Annotated in this window: 12 protein-coding genes; 9 read left to right on the plus strand and 3 right to left on the minus strand. The window is 70.3% G+C overall.

Annotated features, from left to right (window positions below; all coding sequences use genetic code 11):
- Nucleotides 1–22 precede the first annotated feature (22 nt).
- The 9 genes from KHU32_RS08010 to KHU32_RS08050 all read left to right on the plus strand — a co-directional run bounded on the left by KHU32_RS08010 (nucleotide 23) and on the right by KHU32_RS08050 (nucleotide 11,277).
- Entirely contained in the window at nucleotides 23–271 is a 249-nt protein-coding gene (locus KHU32_RS08010) for a hypothetical protein (protein WP_213669470.1), read from the plus strand.
- A gap of 259 nt (nucleotides 272–530) precedes the next feature.
- Complete coding sequence (locus tag KHU32_RS08015) at nucleotides 531–1,751, plus strand: efflux RND transporter periplasmic adaptor subunit (protein ID WP_213669471.1); 1,221 nt, start codon at nucleotides 531–533, stop codon at nucleotides 1,749–1,751.
- A 9-nt stretch (nucleotides 1,752–1,760) separates the two neighbouring features.
- A complete protein-coding gene (locus KHU32_RS08020) occupies nucleotides 1,761–4,922 on the plus strand; it encodes an efflux RND transporter permease subunit (RefSeq protein WP_213669472.1) in 3,162 nt (1,053 codons plus the stop codon).
- 2 nt (nucleotides 4,923–4,924) lie between these two features.
- Nucleotides 4,925–6,379 carry an efflux transporter outer membrane subunit gene (locus KHU32_RS08025; protein ID WP_213669473.1) on the plus strand — a complete coding sequence of 485 codons (1,455 nt, stop codon included), beginning with the start codon at nucleotides 4,925–4,927 and terminating at the stop codon, nucleotides 6,377–6,379.
- A 115-nt stretch (nucleotides 6,380–6,494) separates the two neighbouring features.
- On the plus strand, nucleotides 6,495–7,304 hold the full coding sequence (locus KHU32_RS08030) for a TetR/AcrR family transcriptional regulator (protein ID WP_213669474.1): 810 nt from the start codon (nucleotides 6,495–6,497) through the stop codon (nucleotides 7,302–7,304).
- 127 nt (nucleotides 7,305–7,431) lie between these two features.
- Nucleotides 7,432–8,067 carry a 7-carboxy-7-deazaguanine synthase gene (gene queE / locus KHU32_RS08035; RefSeq protein ID WP_213669475.1) on the plus strand — a complete coding sequence of 212 codons (636 nt, stop codon included), beginning with the start codon at nucleotides 7,432–7,434 and terminating at the stop codon, nucleotides 8,065–8,067.
- Complete coding sequence (locus tag KHU32_RS08040; protein WP_213669476.1) at nucleotides 8,067–8,435, plus strand: 6-pyruvoyl trahydropterin synthase family protein; 369 nt, start codon at nucleotides 8,067–8,069, stop codon at nucleotides 8,433–8,435. Before queE ends, KHU32_RS08040 begins: the two co-directional genes overlap by 1 nt.
- A gap of 16 nt (nucleotides 8,436–8,451) precedes the next feature.
- Entirely contained in the window at nucleotides 8,452–9,531 is a 1,080-nt protein-coding gene (fbaA, locus tag KHU32_RS08045; protein ID WP_213669477.1) for a class II fructose-bisphosphate aldolase, read from the plus strand.
- A 123-nt stretch (nucleotides 9,532–9,654) separates the two neighbouring features.
- Nucleotides 9,655–11,277 carry a peptide chain release factor 3 gene (locus KHU32_RS08050; protein WP_213669708.1) on the plus strand — a complete coding sequence of 541 codons (1,623 nt, stop codon included), beginning with the start codon at nucleotides 9,655–9,657 and terminating at the stop codon, nucleotides 11,275–11,277.
- Nucleotides 11,278–11,312: 35 nt separating this feature from the next.
- On the opposite strand, the gene KHU32_RS08055 is transcribed toward KHU32_RS08050, so the two are convergent.
- The 3 genes from KHU32_RS08055 to KHU32_RS08065 all read right to left on the minus strand — a co-directional run bounded on the left by KHU32_RS08055 (nucleotide 11,313) and on the right by KHU32_RS08065 (nucleotide 14,054).
- Nucleotides 11,313–11,867, minus strand: a complete 555-nt coding sequence (locus tag KHU32_RS08055; RefSeq protein WP_213669478.1) for a carbonic anhydrase — start codon at nucleotides 11,865–11,867, stop codon at nucleotides 11,313–11,315.
- 137 nt (nucleotides 11,868–12,004) lie between these two features.
- Complete coding sequence (locus tag KHU32_RS08060; protein ID WP_213669479.1) at nucleotides 12,005–12,901, minus strand: bestrophin family protein; 897 nt, start codon at nucleotides 12,899–12,901, stop codon at nucleotides 12,005–12,007.
- A gap of 157 nt (nucleotides 12,902–13,058) precedes the next feature.
- Nucleotides 13,059–14,054: an aldo/keto reductase gene (locus KHU32_RS08065; RefSeq protein ID WP_213669480.1), complete on the minus strand. Its 996-nt coding sequence runs from the start codon at nucleotides 14,052–14,054 to the stop codon at nucleotides 13,059–13,061.
- Nucleotides 14,055–14,101: the final 47 nt, after the last annotated feature.

Below are 14,101 nucleotides of genomic sequence, written 5' to 3' on the forward strand. Positions count from 1 at the left end.
CGGCGTCCCCCCGGGCGAGCTGTTGGAACCGCCCATCCCGCCGGTGGCGGAGCCGCCCATCGTCGGCGGAACGTTCGGCGCCGGCGAAGTCGGCGGCGCGACACCGGGCGTGGTGGGCGGCGCGCCCGGCACGGTCGGGGACGGCGTGGGCTCGCCGGGGCGGGCAGGCGATGTCTGCGCCCAGGCGGCACCCGAGACGGTCAAGGCGGCGGCGAGGGCGAGTCCTCTGACGGCGAAGTCATATCGATTCATCGAACGCTTCCTTCTTTGAGTTTCCGGCCCTTTCGGGTCCGTCACAGAAGGAACGGCCGGGAGCGTTGGTAAGTTGCCGACGTTACCTCGACCGGAAGCTGCGACGGCGGTTGGGCGCGCGAACGGGAGGCGTCGAGGCCAACACAATTCATGAGCCTGCAACAGTGCTCGCACAGGTCTTCGCCGAGTTTGCTGCATCGCAGCGATATGGCTTGACCGAATGGAAACTCACGAGTATCCAATTTCGAAACTCAGAAGTTTCCATTTGGAAGGCCCGCATGCCCCGTCTGTCACCCGTCCGGCCTTCTGGCACTCCCGCTTCCCTCGGGCGGCCCGCCCTTGGCCTCCTCGGCGCGCTGCTCCTGCTCGGCGCCTGCGATGAAAATCACGCGGCGACGCCCGCCGGGGCGCCCCCGCCGCCGGCCGTCACCGTCGTCACCCTTCGTCAGCAGCCCGTGACCATCACGACGGAGCTGCCGGGCCGGACCTCCGCCTTCCAGACGGCCGAGGTGCGCCCGCAGGTCGGCGGCGTGATCCGCGAGCGCCTCTTCACCGAGGGCGCCGAGGTCCAGGCCGGCCAGCCGCTCTATCAGATCGATCCTGCGCCCTATCAGGCGGCCCTCGACAGCGCGCAGGCGACCCTCCAGCGCAACGAGGCGACGGCGGCCTCCGCGACGGTCACCGTGAACCGCTATCGCCCGCTGGTCCGCGCACGGGCCGTCAGCCAGCAGGATCTCGACCTGGCCGAGGCCGCGCTGCGCCAGGCGCAGGCGGATGTGGCGCAGGCGCGCGCCGCCGTGCAGACCGCGCGCATCAACCTCGACTACACGACCGTCAATTCGCCCATCGCGGGGCGCACGGGGCGCTCCACCGTCACGCCCGGCGCGCTGGTCACTGCCCAGCAGGCGGCGTCCCTCGTCACCATCACGCAGCTCGACCCGATCTACGTGGATGTGACGCAGCCCGCCGCGCGCGTCATGCGCCTGCGCCGCGATCTCGCGAACGGCACGCTGCGCCGCGACAGCTCGGGCCAGGCGGTCGTCCGCCTGACGCTCGAGGACGGCACCGAATATCCCGAGGCCGGGCAGCTGCAGTTCTCCGAGGTCATCGTCGACCAGGGGACGGGCTCGATCACCATCCGCGCCGTCTTCCCCAATGCGCAGGGCCAGCTCATGCCCGGGCTCTTCGTCCGCGCCCGCATCGAGGAGGGCGTGACCGACCGCGCTCTCATGGTTCCGCAGCAGGCCGTCACGCGCACGCCGCGCGGCGAGGCGACGGCGCTGGTGGTGGACGGTGAGGGCACCGTCGCCGCCCGCATCATCACGGCCGAGCGCGCCGTGGGCAACGCCTGGCTGGTCACCGGGGGCCTGAACGAGGGCGACCGCGTGATCGTCGAAGGCGTCCAGCGCGCACGGCCCGGCGGCAAGGTGAACGCCACCGAGACGACGCAGCAGGCGCTCAACGAGCGCGGCGCGGCCCCCGCCGCGACCACCCACTAGGCACCCGACATGGCCCGCTTCTTCATCGACCGCCCGATCTTCGCCTGGGTGCTCGCCATCGCGACGATGCTCGTGGGTGTGCTGGCGATCCGCGCGCTGCCCATCGCGCAGTATCCGAACATCGCGCCGCCCTCGATCTCCATCACCGTCTCCTATCCCGGCGCCTCCGCCGAGACGGTGCAGAGCACGGTCGTGCAGGTCATCGAGCAGCAGCTCAGCGGCATCGACAACCTGCTCTACTTCACGTCCGAAAGCGGCAAGGACGGCAGCGCCACCATCACGCTGAGCTTCGCCCAGGGCACCGACCCTGACGTCGCGCAGGTGCAGGTGCAGAACAAGGTCGCGCTCGCCACGCCCCGCCTGCCGCAGGCGGTGCAGCAGCAGGGCCTGCGCATCGCCAAGGCGACGCGGAACTTCCTGCTCGTGGTCGGCTTCGTCTCCACCGACGGCCGCCTGAACAATGCCGACCTCGGCGACTTCATCGCCTCCAACGTGCAGGATGCGCTGAGCCGTACGCCGGGCGTGGGCGACTACCAGCTCTTCGGCGCGCAGTATGCGATGCGCATCTGGCTCGACCCGGCGCGGCTCGTGAACTTCAACCTGACGCCGGCCGACGTCTCCGCCGCCATCCAGGCGCAGAACGTGCAGATCGCGGCGGGTGAGCTCGGTGCACTGCCCTCGGTGCAGGGCCAGCAGCTCAACGCCACCATCATCGGCCCCTCCTACCTGCAGACGCCGGAGCAGTTCGGCACCGTGCTGCTGAAGGTCCAGCCCGACGGCTCGCGCGTGCTGCTGCGCGACGTGGCCCGCATCGAGCTGGGCGGCGAGAACTACGCCATCTCCTCGCGCTACAACGGCAACCCGGCCTCGGGCATCGCCATCAAGCTGGCGAGCGGCGCCAACGCCCTGGCCACCGAGCAGGCGGTGCGCGCCACCATCGAGCGCCTGCGCCCGACCTTCCCGGCCGGCGTGGACGTGGTCTACCCCTACGACACCACGCCCTTCGTCCGCCTCTCGATCGAGGAGGTGGTGAAGACGCTGATCGAGGCGATCGTCCTCGTCTTCCTGGTGATGTACCTCTTCCTGCAGAACTTCCGGGCGACGCTGATCCCGACCATCGCCGTTCCGGTGGTGCTGCTCGGCACCTTCGCCGTGCTGCAGGCCCTGGGCTACAGCATCAATACGCTGACCCTCTTCGGCATGGTGCTGGCCATCGGCCTGCTGGTCGACGACGCCATCGTCGTCGTCGAGAATGTCGAGCGCCTGATGGAGGAGGAGGACCTCTCCCCGCTCGAGGCCACGCGCAAGTCGATGCAGCAGATCACCGGCGCGCTGGTGGGCATCGGGCTGGTGCTGTCCGCGGTCTTCCTGCCGATGGCCTTCTTCGGCGGTTCCACCGGCGTGATCTACCGGCAGTTCTCCATCACCATCGCCACCGCCATGGGTCTCTCGGTGCTGACGGCGATCATCTTCACGCCTGCTCTCTGCGCCACGATCCTCAAGAAGCCGACCAAGGCGAGCCACGAGAAGCGCGGCTTCTTCGGCTGGTTCAACCGCAACTTCGACCGTGGTGCGCATCGCTACGAGCGTGGCGTGGGCCATGCCCTCAAGCGCCCGGTGCGCATGCTGCTGATCTACGGCCTCTTCGTGGTCGGCATGGCCGTGATCTTCGTGCGCCTGCCTACCTCCTTCGTCCCGGACGAGGACCAGGGCACGCTCTTCGTCCAGGTCGTGGCGCCCCCGGGCGCCACCGTCGAGCGCACGCAGCGCGCGGTGGACGAGGTCACGCGCTACCTGCTGGAGGAGGAACGCGCCTCGGTCGGTTCGGTCTTCGGCATCACTGGCTTCAGCTTCGGCGGCCGCGGCCAGAATTCCGGCATGGCCTTCGTCAGCATGCGGCCCTGGGGTGAGCGCCCCGGCGCGCAGAACAGCGTGCAGGCCCTGGCCGGACGCGTGATGCAGCGCTTCGGCGGCTATCAGGACGCGATGATCTTCGCCTTCGCGCCGCCCGCCATCCTGGAGCTCGGCAACGCCACGGGCTTCGAGTTCCAGCTGCTCAACCGCGGCGGCCTCGACCATGCGGAGCTGCTGGCCGCGCGCAACCAGCTCCTGGGCCTCGCGGCGCAGAGCGGCGTCGTCGTCGGCGTGCGTCCGAACGGGCTGGATGACGAGCCGCAATATCGCCTCGTCATCGACTGGGAGCGTGCGAGCGCGCTGGGGATCTCGATCGCCGGCATCAACAGCACGGTCGCCTCCGCCTGGGGCTCGACCTATGTGAACGACTTCATCGACCGGGGCCGCGTGAAGCGCGTCTTCCTGCAGGGCGACGCCTCGTCGCGCATGCTGCCGAGCGATCTCGAAAGCTGGTTCGTGCGCAATGCGGGCGGCCAGATGGTGCCCTTCTCGGCCTTTGCGACGGCCGAATGGACCTATGGCCCGCCCAAGCTCGAGCGCTTCAACGGCGTCGCTTCCTTCCAGATCATGGGCAATGCGGGGCCGGGCTTCAGCACGGGCGCGGCCATGGCGGAGATGGAGCGCCTGGCGGCGCAGCTTCCCGAGGGCACCGGCTTCGACTGGAGCGGCCTCTCCTTCGAGGAGCGCCAGTCGGGCTCGCAGGCCGGGCCGCTCTACATGCTGTCGCTGCTCGTGGTCTTCCTCTGCCTCGCGGCGCTCTATGAGAGCTGGGCCATTCCGGCGGCGGTGATGATGGCCGTGCCGCTCGGCGTGCTCGGTGCCGTCGGCGCCACCTGGGGCTTCGGCATGGCGAACGACGTGTACTTCCAGGTCGGCCTTCTCACCACCGTCGGCCTGACGGCGAAGAACGCCATCCTGATCGTCGAATTCGCGAAGGAGGAGTTCGAGCGGGGAAGCAACCTCATCGACTCCGCGCTCTTCGCGGCACGCCAGCGATTGAGGCCCATCCTGATGACCTCGCTCGCCTTCGTGCTGGGCGTGCTGCCGCTCGCCATCTCGACGGGCGCAGGCGCCGGCGGACGCAACGCGATCGGCATCGGCGTGGTGGGTGGCGTGTTCACCGGCACCATCCTCGTCGTCCTCTTCGTGCCCGTCTTCTTCCTGGTGGTGCTGCGCCTGTTCCGGGTGAAGCCGAAGCTCCATGACGAGCCGAAGCCGAGCCTTCCCGCCACCCCGCACCCCGCGCCGGGAGAGTGACCATGCGCCGTTCCGTTCTCGCGCTGCCGCTTGCGGCAGTGCTGCTCTCCGGCTGCAGCCTGATCCCCGACATCGCCCGGCCGGCGGCACCCGTGCCGGCCGCCTGGCCGGAGGGGCCGGCGTATCGCCGTCCGCCCGCCGCCCTGCCGGCCAGTGCCAATCCCGCCGTCGAGGCGGATGCGATCGGCTGGCGCGACGTGCTGCGCGACCCGCAGCTCCAGCGCGTCGTGGAGCTGGCGCTCGCCAACAACCGTGACCTGCGCACGGCCGCGCTGAACGTGGCGCAGGCCGAGGCGCAGTACCGCGTGCAGCGCGGCGGGCTCTTCCCGCAGCTGGGCGCCACGGGCGCGCTCTCGGCCCAGCGCTCGCCTTCCGGCTTCACGCCGGGCGGCGGCGCCGTCACGAGCCGCGTCTGGTCCGGCGGCATCGGCTTCACCTCTTACGAGATCGACCTCTTCGGTCGCGTGCGGAGCCTGAGCCAGCAGTCCTTCCAGCAGTATCTCGGCTATGACGAGACGCGGCGCGCCTCGCAGATCAGCCTCATCGCCCAGGTGGCCAATGCCTGGCTGGCGCTGGTGGGCGACCGTGAGCTGCTGGCCCTGACCGAGCAGACCCTGGTGAACCAGCAGGAGGCGCTGCGTCTCACCCAGGCGGGCCTCGACGGCGGCAACGCCACCGCCCTGGCGCTCCGGCAGGCGCAGACCTCGGTGGAGACGGCGCGGGCCAGCCTCGCGCAGTACACGCGTCAGCAGGCGCAGGACCTGAACGCCCTGAACCTGCTGGTCGGCACGCCTGTCCCGGCGGAGCTTCTGCCCACGGCGTCGCTCGACAGTGCGCTGGTGGCCGAGGTGCCGTCCGGGGTGGATTCCGCCATCCTGATCCGGCGCCCGGACGTGCTGGCCGCCGAGCACAACCTGCTCGCCGCCAATGCGAATGTCGGCGCTGCGCGGGCCGCCTTCTTCCCCTCGATCACGCTGACCGCCAATGGCGGGACGGCGAGCACGAGCTTCAACCGCCTCTTTGCCCCGGGCACCGGGAATTGGAGCTTCGCGCCGCAGATCAACGTGCCGATCTTCTCGGCTGGCGTGCTGCAGGGCAGCCTCGACGTCGCGAAGGTGCAGACGCAGCTCCAGGTCGTGGAATACGAGCGCACCATCCAGACCGCCTTCCGCGAGGTGGCGGACGTCCTGGCGGCGCGGGGCACCTACGACACGCAGATCGCGGCCCAGACGGCGCTGGCCGGCGCCTATGCCGACGCCTTCCGCCTCTCGATGCTCCGGTTCCGCAGCGGCCTGGACAACTACCAGGCGCCGCTGGATTCCCAGCGGCAGCTCTTCACCGCGCAGCAGGAGCTGATCGCGCTCCGGGTGCAGCGGCTGCAGACGCTGGTGACGCTGTACAAGGCGCTGGGCGGCGGCTGGTCGGAGACCACCCGGTTGACGGCCGCCAATCCCTGATGCATCGGCCTGGCGGTCGTGCAATCCTGGGCATGTCGCCGTCGGGCCGGGGGCGACACGAGACCACTCCCAACCCACGGAGGCCGCGATCACCCAAGCCGCGATCACTGAAGCCATGATACCGGGCGCACCGACGGGTTCCGCCCGTCCGCGCCTGCCGGAGGCGGAGCGCCGGCAGGCGCTGCTGCGGGCGGCCCAGGGCATCTTCCTCGCGCAGGGATATGCCGCGGCCAACATGGACGACGTGGCGCGCGGCGCGCGGATGTCGAAGAAGACGCTCTACCAGCTCTTCTCCTCCAAGGAGGCGCTGTTCGAGGCCGTCCTGGTCGACCACCTGGCGCCCCTCCTGGCGATCGCGCCGGAGGAGGAGGAGAACGACCTGCGGGAGGGCCTGATCGCCATCCTGAAGCGGGCCGCCGAGCATCTGCTGGACGAGCGCCACATCGGCTTCTTCCGCCTCATCACCGCCGAGGTGCATCGGGCGCCGGAGCTGGCGGAGGCCTTCCACCGCGCGGGGCCGGGACGCGGCAAGGGCGTGCTGGAGCGCTACCTCGCCAGCCAGGCGGCACGCGGCCGCATCCAGGTGGACGATGCGGCGCGAATGGCAGGCATGCTGTTCGGCCTGACCATCGGCGAGCCGCATATGCGCATGCTGCTGGGTCTCTGCGGCCCGCCCGGCGAGGAGGAGATTTCCGAGCGGGTGACCCGGGCCGTCGACATCTTCCTGGACGGCACCCTGGTCCGGGAGCCGCCCGCCACCGGCCGCTATGCCAGCCTGTGCTGCCCCCTCGATGACCAGGAGGGGAAGCCGGCGGAGGGCGCGGGGAAGCGCGGCGAGCTGATCCGGGGGATCGAATGCCCCGTCCGCCCGGCCCGGACCCCGGCGCCGCGCCGCCGGGCCAAGACGGGCAGCGGGGCGAACTGAGGGCCTTTTGGCCGGCGCCCCGGGAGCTGCCGGCGGTTCCGGGCATACCCCGCATGCCGCCCGTTCGGGCGCCCTGCGCATTCCTCTCGGTGACAAGAACGCTGCGCGGGGCTAAGGCCCCCCTGCGATGAGCTATGCCGTCAAGGAGATCTTCTACACGCTGCAGGGCGAGGGCCGTCACGCCGGGCGCCCGGCCGTGTTCTGCCGTTTCGCGGGCTGCAACCTGTGGTCCGGCCGTGAGGAGGACCGCGCGACCTCCGTCTGCACCTTCTGCGATACCGATTTCATCGGCATGGACGGGCCGGGGGGCGGGCGTTTCGCCGATGGCCCCGCCTTGGCCGCCGCCGTCGCCGCGGCCTGGACCGGCGCCACGCATTCCCAGCGCTTCGTGGTGCTGACGGGCGGAGAGCCGCTGCTCCAGGTGGATGCCCCGCTGATCGACGCCCTCCATGCTCAGGGCTTCACCATCGCCGTCGAGACGAACGGCACCATCGCCCCGCCCGAAGGGCTGGACTGGATCTGCGTGAGCCCGAAGGCGGATGCGCCGCTGGCCGTGACCGGGGGGCACGAGCTGAAGCTCGTCTTCCCCCAGCCCGCCGCCCTGCCGGCCCGCTTCGAGGGGCTGCGGTTCGAGGAGTTCCTGCTTCAGCCCATGGACGGGCCGGCCCAGGCGGAAAACACCGCCGCCGCCATCGCCTATTGCCTGGCCCATCCGCAATGGCGGCTGAGCCTGCAGACCCACAAGCTGCTGGGGATCCCCTGATGTTCGAGCTCAGCAAGCAGTTCCGCTTCGAGGCGGCCCATACCCTGCACCGCGCGATCGACGTGGAGCCGAGCCGGCGTATCCACGGCCATTCCTACCGCGCCGAGGTCACCCTGCGCGGCCCGCGCGACCCGGAGAGTGGCATGGTCATGGACCTCGGCGTCTTCCGCCGCGCGCTCGATGACGTGCGGGACGGGCTGGACCATCGTTTCCTCGACGAGGTGGCCGGCCTCGGCCCCGCGACCCTCGAGAACCTCTCCGCCTGGATCTGGCGCAGGTTGGAGGCGGACTGCCCCAACCTTGCCCGAGTCACGGTCTATCGCGACTCCGAAGGCGACGCCTGCGCCTATTTCGGCCCCTCTGCCTGACAGAAAAGGAAGCACTATGTCGGTGACCACCAAGTTGAAGCCGGGCGTCGTCACGGGCGCGCAGTATCTCGAGCTGCTCGAGGCCTGCCGCGAGGGTGGCTATGCGCTGCCGGCGGTGAACGTGGTCGGCACCAACAGCATCAACGCGGTGCTCGAGGCGGCGGCGAAGAACAAGTCCGACGTCATCATCCAGCTCTCCAACGGCGGCGCGCGCTTCTTCGCCGGCGAGGGCTGCCCCGACGCCAATGCCGCGCGCCTGCTGGGCGCCGTCTCCGCCGCGCGGCACGTCCACACCGTGGCCGCCGCCTATGGCGTCTGCGTGGTGCTGCACACCGACCATGCCGACCGCTCGCTGCTGCCCTGGGTGGACGCGATGATCGACGCCGGCGAGGAGCACCTGAAGGCCACCGGCCAGCCGCTCTTCTCCTCGCACATGATCGACCTTTCGGCCGAGCCGCTGGAGGCGAATATCGCCGAATGCGCGCGCGTGCTGAAGCGCATGGCGCCCCTGGGCATGAGCCTCGAGATCGAGCTCGGCGTGACGGGCGGCGAGGAGGACGGCATCGGCCACGACATCGAGGAATCGGCCGACAACGCCCATCTCTACACCCAGCCCGAGGACGTGCTGAAGGCGTGGGAGGTGCTCTCGCCCCTCGGCCACGTGACCATGGCGGCCTCCTTCGGCAACGTCCACGGCGTCTATGCCCCGGGCAACGTGAAGCTGCGCCCCGAGATCCTGAAGGCCTCGCAGGACGCGGTCGCGGCCCGCTTCGGCGGCGGCGCCAAGCCGATGAGCCTGGTCTTCCACGGCGGCTCGGGCTCCGAGAAGGCCAAGATCACCGAGGCCGTCTCCTACGGCGTGTTCAAGATGAACATCGACACCGACACGCAGTTCGCCTTCGCCGAGCCGGTGGGCGCCTATGTCGACGCCAATCCGGTGGCCTTCAAGCATCAGATCGACCCGGCCAACGGCAAGCCGCAGAAGAAGCTCTACGACCCCCGCAAGTGGCTGCGCGCGGGCGAGAAGGGCATCGTCGCGCGCCTGAACGAGGCCTTCGCCGACCTCGGCTCGGCCGGGCGCACGCTCGCCGGCTGAGCATTTTTCGGGCCGGGCCTGAGGGCCCGGCGGCCGGAAATGCGGCCAGGCCATGCAGGTATTCCGGGGCCGGGGGCGATCTCCCTCGACCCCGGGCCTCCGGCGTGCCATTTGCCTGTGGAAATGGACACCCTGCCCAATACCCCCGTCGCCTCCCAGGCTGCGACCGAAGCCGCACGCCGCCGCAGCTTCGCGATCATCGCGCACCCGGACGCCGGCAAGACCACCCTGACGGAAAAGCTGCTGCTTAAGGGCGGCGCCATCCAGCTGGCCGGCCAGGTGCGCGCCAAGGGCAACCGCCGCGCCACGCGCTCGGACTGGATGAGCATCGAGCAGGACCGCGGCATCTCCGTCGCCACCTCGGTCATGACCTTCGAGCGGGACGGGCTGATCTTCAACCTGCTCGACACGCCGGGCCACGAGGACTTCTCCGAGGACACCTACCGGACCCTCACTGCTGTGGACGCCGCGGTGATGGTGCTCGACGCCGCCAAGGGCATCGAGGCGCAGACGCTGAAGCTGTTCGAGGTCTGCCGGCTTCGCGACATCCCCATCATCACCTTCATCAACAAGATGGACCGCGAGGGGCGGGACCCGCTGGACCTCCTCGACGAGATCGAGAAGACCCTGGCGCTGGACGTCTCGCCTGCCGCCTGGCCCATCGGCCAGGGGCGCGACCTGCTCGGCGTCTACGACCTGCTGAACCCCGCCGTCCGCATGCTGGACACCGAGGAGGGCAGCCATATCCCCGTGACGGGGCTGGAGGATCCGGCGCTCGACAAGATGATCCCCGCCGGGCGGCTCGCGGAGCTGCGCGAGCAGGCGGATCTGGTCCAGGGCGGCTATCCGGCATTCGACGAGGAGGCCTTCCTCCAGGGCACCATGACGCCGGTCTTCTTCGGCAGCGCACTGCGCGACTTCGGCGTGGGCCATCTGCTGGACGGGCTCGGCCGCCTTGCCCCGCCGCCGCGGGCGCGGCAGTCCGACGCGCGGATGGTCGTGCCGGGCGAGGGCAAGCTGACGGGCTTCGTCTTCAAGGTGCAGGCCAATATGGACCCCCAGCACCGCGACCGCGTGGCCTTCCTGCGCATCTGCTCCGGCCGGCTGGAGAAGGGGGCGCGGCTGCTGCAGGTCCGCACGGGCAAGCAGGTGCCGGTGAACGCGCCGCTCTTCTTCTTCGCGAAGGACCGTCAGGTGGCCGAGGAGGCCTGGCCGGGCGACGTGGTGGGCATCGCCAACCACGGCATCCTGCGCATCGGCGACACGCTGACCGAGGGCGAGCCGATCAACTTCCGCGGCGTTCCTTCCTTTGCGCCCGAGCATCTGCGCCGCGTGCGGCTGGACGACCCGATGCTGGCCAAGAAGCTCAACAAGGCGCTGGAGCAGCTGGCCGACGAGGGCGTGGTGCAGATCTTCAAGCCGCTCGACGGCTCGCCGCCCGTGATCGGCGTGGTCGGCCTGCTGCAGGTCGACGTGCTGCAGAGCCGGCTCAAGGTGGAATACGGCGTGCCCGCGGGCTTCGAGCAGACGCAGTGGGAATACCTGCGCTGGGTGAGCACCACGGACCAGGCCTCGCTGGAGAAGTTCAGGCAGTTCAACCGCCACGAGCTCGCCGAGGACCACGACGGCGAGTTGGTGGCGCTCTTCACCTCCGACTGGCGGCGCAAGCGGGCCGAGGACGAGTGGAAGACGCTGAGCTTCCACGCGCTGCGCGAGCAGCACGGCCTGGGCGCCGCCAAGGCCTGAGCGGCCGGGGGCGCCGCCCCCGACCGTGACCGGCGTCAGTCCAGCGTTTCCACGGTGCCGTCGAGGGCCATCAGCGTGCCTTCGACCCGCATCGTGGGCTGGCGCTTGGCGAGCTCGGCCTTGAATTCCCCGAAGACCCGGCGGTGCAGCGCCGTCTCGGCGTCGCGCGTGGCGATGGAGGCATCGCCATAGGCGATCGCCGCCGCGCCGCAGTCGCGATGGCTGACGGAGATCACGCGCGTGATCTTATGCAGCTGGATCGAGGCGCCGAGATTGTCCCAGAAGGCGGTGTGCCAGGCCGAGAAGGCCGGCGCCACGACGCCGACGGGCGCGCCCGCGATGGCGAACTGGCTGAACTTGCCCGCCAGCCCGCGCGTGGCCATCCAGCCATTCACCGGCGTGACGAAGCGCGGATCGATGCAGGTGAGCAGCATGGAATCGAAGACGGTGCCGTCCTCGGCGCGGGCCTTGGGGGCGAGGAAGGGCAGGGCGGCCGCCCCCATGGCGAGGCTCAGCATCCCGCGGCGGTCGAGGGCCGGGGGGCAGCAGAGACAGCCCTGGCGGGCGGAAGAAGCGTGAAAACGGCGCATCGGACGGATCCCTCTCAACGAGACCGCAGGAGCACCGGTGGCGGTGGCGGAGACAAGCATCTTCCGCACGGCGCGGGCCGTTTGGAACGTGGCGTCAAGCGATGGAACGCCGGCACCCGGCACCCGCGCGCCGGCTTCTAGGTCAGGACATAGCGCTGCGGCGCGGCCGGGGGCGGCAGGGGCGTCTCTCCCAGCAGCGCCAGCATCTCCCGCTCGACGGTGCGCGTCATCGCGTCCAGCGGCAGGGCGTTGGGCTCGAGGCCGAAGGGATCCTCCAGCTGATCGCCCAGCGCATCGAGGCCGAAGAAGGTGTAGCTGACCACGATCACCGGCATGAAGGTCCACCAATTCAGCGGCCCCGCGAGGGCGAAGGGCAGGGCCAGGCAGAACATATAGGCGGTGCGGTGCAGGAGCAGCGAATAGGCGAAGGGGATGGGTGTATTGGCGATGCGCTCGCAGCCCGCCTGCACCTGCGACAGCGCGCCGAGCTGCGCCTCCAGCAGGGAGTGGTGGATGGCGCCGATCCGCCCCTCCTGCATCAGCAGCAGGCAATGGTGCCCCATCCGGTGGAGCAGGGCATCGGTGGGGTTGGGGGAGGCAGCCAGGCTGGGCTCATCGCACCAGGCCGCGAGGGCCGCCGGCTCGTCGCGGCCGCGCAGGCGGGCTGCCAGGCCATTGGCGAAGCCGCAAAGCCCCCGCAGCAGGTATTGCCGGTCCGGCTCGTCCAGCGTCGAGGCCAGCCGCGCGAAGGACCGGCAGGCGATGATCAGCCCGCCCCAGAGCTTCCGGCCCTCCCACCAGCGATCGTAGCAGGTGCCGTTCCGGAAGCTCATGAAGACGGAGAGCGCGATGCCGATCAGCGTGAAGGGGATCGCGCTGATCTGGCCGAAGATGCCCGGATGCTGCTGCGAGGCCAGGATGGCGGCCAGGCAGACCAGGGCGATGGTGACCAGTCGCCAGGCGATCCGCGGCAGGATGGAGCCGTTGATCGAGAACAGGACATCCCGCAGGCCTGGCTTGGTACGGACGATCATCGGCCGGCCGCCCGCGCCGCCTGCCGGAGCCGGGCGCGCGCAAGATCCTCGTCGGCGATCCTCATCATCCCGGCCCCGGCAGCGGTTTCCCGATTTTCACCGGTCCCGCCCCGGCGCGCCACCCGCGCCGGCGTCTCCGCTGCCCCGACCGCGGCGCCTAGCGGCGCTCGCTGTCGAGCATGACCATGCCCTGCGCATTGTAACGGTCGCCCGCCGCGGCGCCCTTGGGCACGGCCGCCTCGATCTCGGCGAGATCGGCCGGCGTCAGCGTGAGGTCGAGCGCGCCCAGCGCCTCGGCCAGCCGGTCCCGCTTCCGCGCGCCCACCAGAGGCACGATGTCCGTGCCCTGCGCGGCGACCCAGGCGATGGCAATCTGCGCCACCGTCACGCCCTTGCGCGCCGCCACCTGGCGCAGCTTCTCCACCAGGGCGAGGTTGGCATCGAGGTTCCCGCCCTGGAAGCGCGGGCTGTGGGAGCGGAAGTCGGGCGCGGCGTCGCGCGTCTTGCTCCAATGGCCGCTGATGAGCCCGCGGGACAGCACGCCATAGGCCGTCACGCCGATGCCGAGCTCGCGCAGCGTCGGCAGGATCTCGTGCTCCGGATTGCGGGAGATGAGCGAGTATTCGATCTGCAGGTCGGAGATGGGGTGCACGGCATGGGCGCGGCGGATGGTGTCCGCCCCCACCTCGGAGAGGCCGATGTGGCGCACGTAGCCGGCCTTCACCATCTCGGCCATCGCGCCGATCGTCTCCTCGATCGGCACCTTCGGGTCGAGGCGGGCGGGGCGGTAGATGTCGATATGGTCGGTGCCCAGCCGGTTCAGGCTATGGGCCAGCGCGTTCTTCATCGCGGCGGGGCTGGCGTCGTAGCCGTTCCAGCCGCCGGCGGGGTCGCGCAAGGCACCGAACTTCACGCTGATGACCATCTTGTCGCGCGGCTTGCCCTGCAGCGCCTCACGGATCAGCAGCTCGTTATGGCCGATGCCGTAGAAGTCGCCGGTGTCGATCAGCGTCACGCCGGCCTCCATGGCGGCGTGGATCGTGGCGATGCTCTCGCCGCGGTCGGCCGGGCCGTAGAAGTCGGACATGCCCATGGCACCGAGGCCGAGGGCGGAGACGGTGGGGCCGGTGGTTCCGAGTTGCCGGGTGATCATGGTTCGCATCCTTCGCTGGGTGTGAACGGAGGCTAGGACCCGTGATC

The organism is Roseococcus pinisoli, from assembly GCF_018413645.1.
GTDB classification, from domain to species: Bacteria; Pseudomonadota; Alphaproteobacteria; order Acetobacterales; family Acetobacteraceae; genus Roseococcus; species Roseococcus pinisoli.

Bases quoted from the DNA above. Each gene is read 5' to 3' on its own strand.
- KHU32_RS08060 (WP_213669479.1), bottom strand. From the start codon at position 12,901: ATGATCGTCCGTACCAAGCCAGGCCTGCGGGATGTCCTGTTCTCGATC.
- KHU32_RS08065 (WP_213669480.1), bottom strand. From the start codon at position 14,054: ATGATCACCCGGCAACTCGGAACCACCGGCCCCACCGTCTCCGCCCTC.
- queE (WP_213669475.1), top strand. From the start codon at position 7,432: ATGAGCTATGCCGTCAAGGAGATCTTCTACACGCTGCAGGGCGAGGGC.
- KHU32_RS08040 (WP_213669476.1), top strand. From the start codon at position 8,067: ATGTTCGAGCTCAGCAAGCAGTTCCGCTTCGAGGCGGCCCATACCCTG.
- fbaA (WP_213669477.1), top strand. From the start codon at position 8,452: ATGTCGGTGACCACCAAGTTGAAGCCGGGCGTCGTCACGGGCGCGCAG.
- KHU32_RS08015 (WP_213669471.1), top strand. From the start codon at position 531: ATGCCCCGTCTGTCACCCGTCCGGCCTTCTGGCACTCCCGCTTCCCTC.
- KHU32_RS08055 (WP_213669478.1), bottom strand. From the start codon at position 11,867: ATGCGCCGTTTTCACGCTTCTTCCGCCCGCCAGGGCTGTCTCTGCTGC.
- KHU32_RS08030 (WP_213669474.1), top strand. From the start codon at position 6,495: ATGATACCGGGCGCACCGACGGGTTCCGCCCGTCCGCGCCTGCCGGAG.
- KHU32_RS08020 (WP_213669472.1), top strand. From the start codon at position 1,761: ATGGCCCGCTTCTTCATCGACCGCCCGATCTTCGCCTGGGTGCTCGCC.
- KHU32_RS08050 (WP_213669708.1), top strand. From the start codon at position 9,655: ATGGACACCCTGCCCAATACCCCCGTCGCCTCCCAGGCTGCGACCGAA.
- KHU32_RS08025 (WP_213669473.1), top strand. From the start codon at position 4,925: ATGCGCCGTTCCGTTCTCGCGCTGCCGCTTGCGGCAGTGCTGCTCTCC.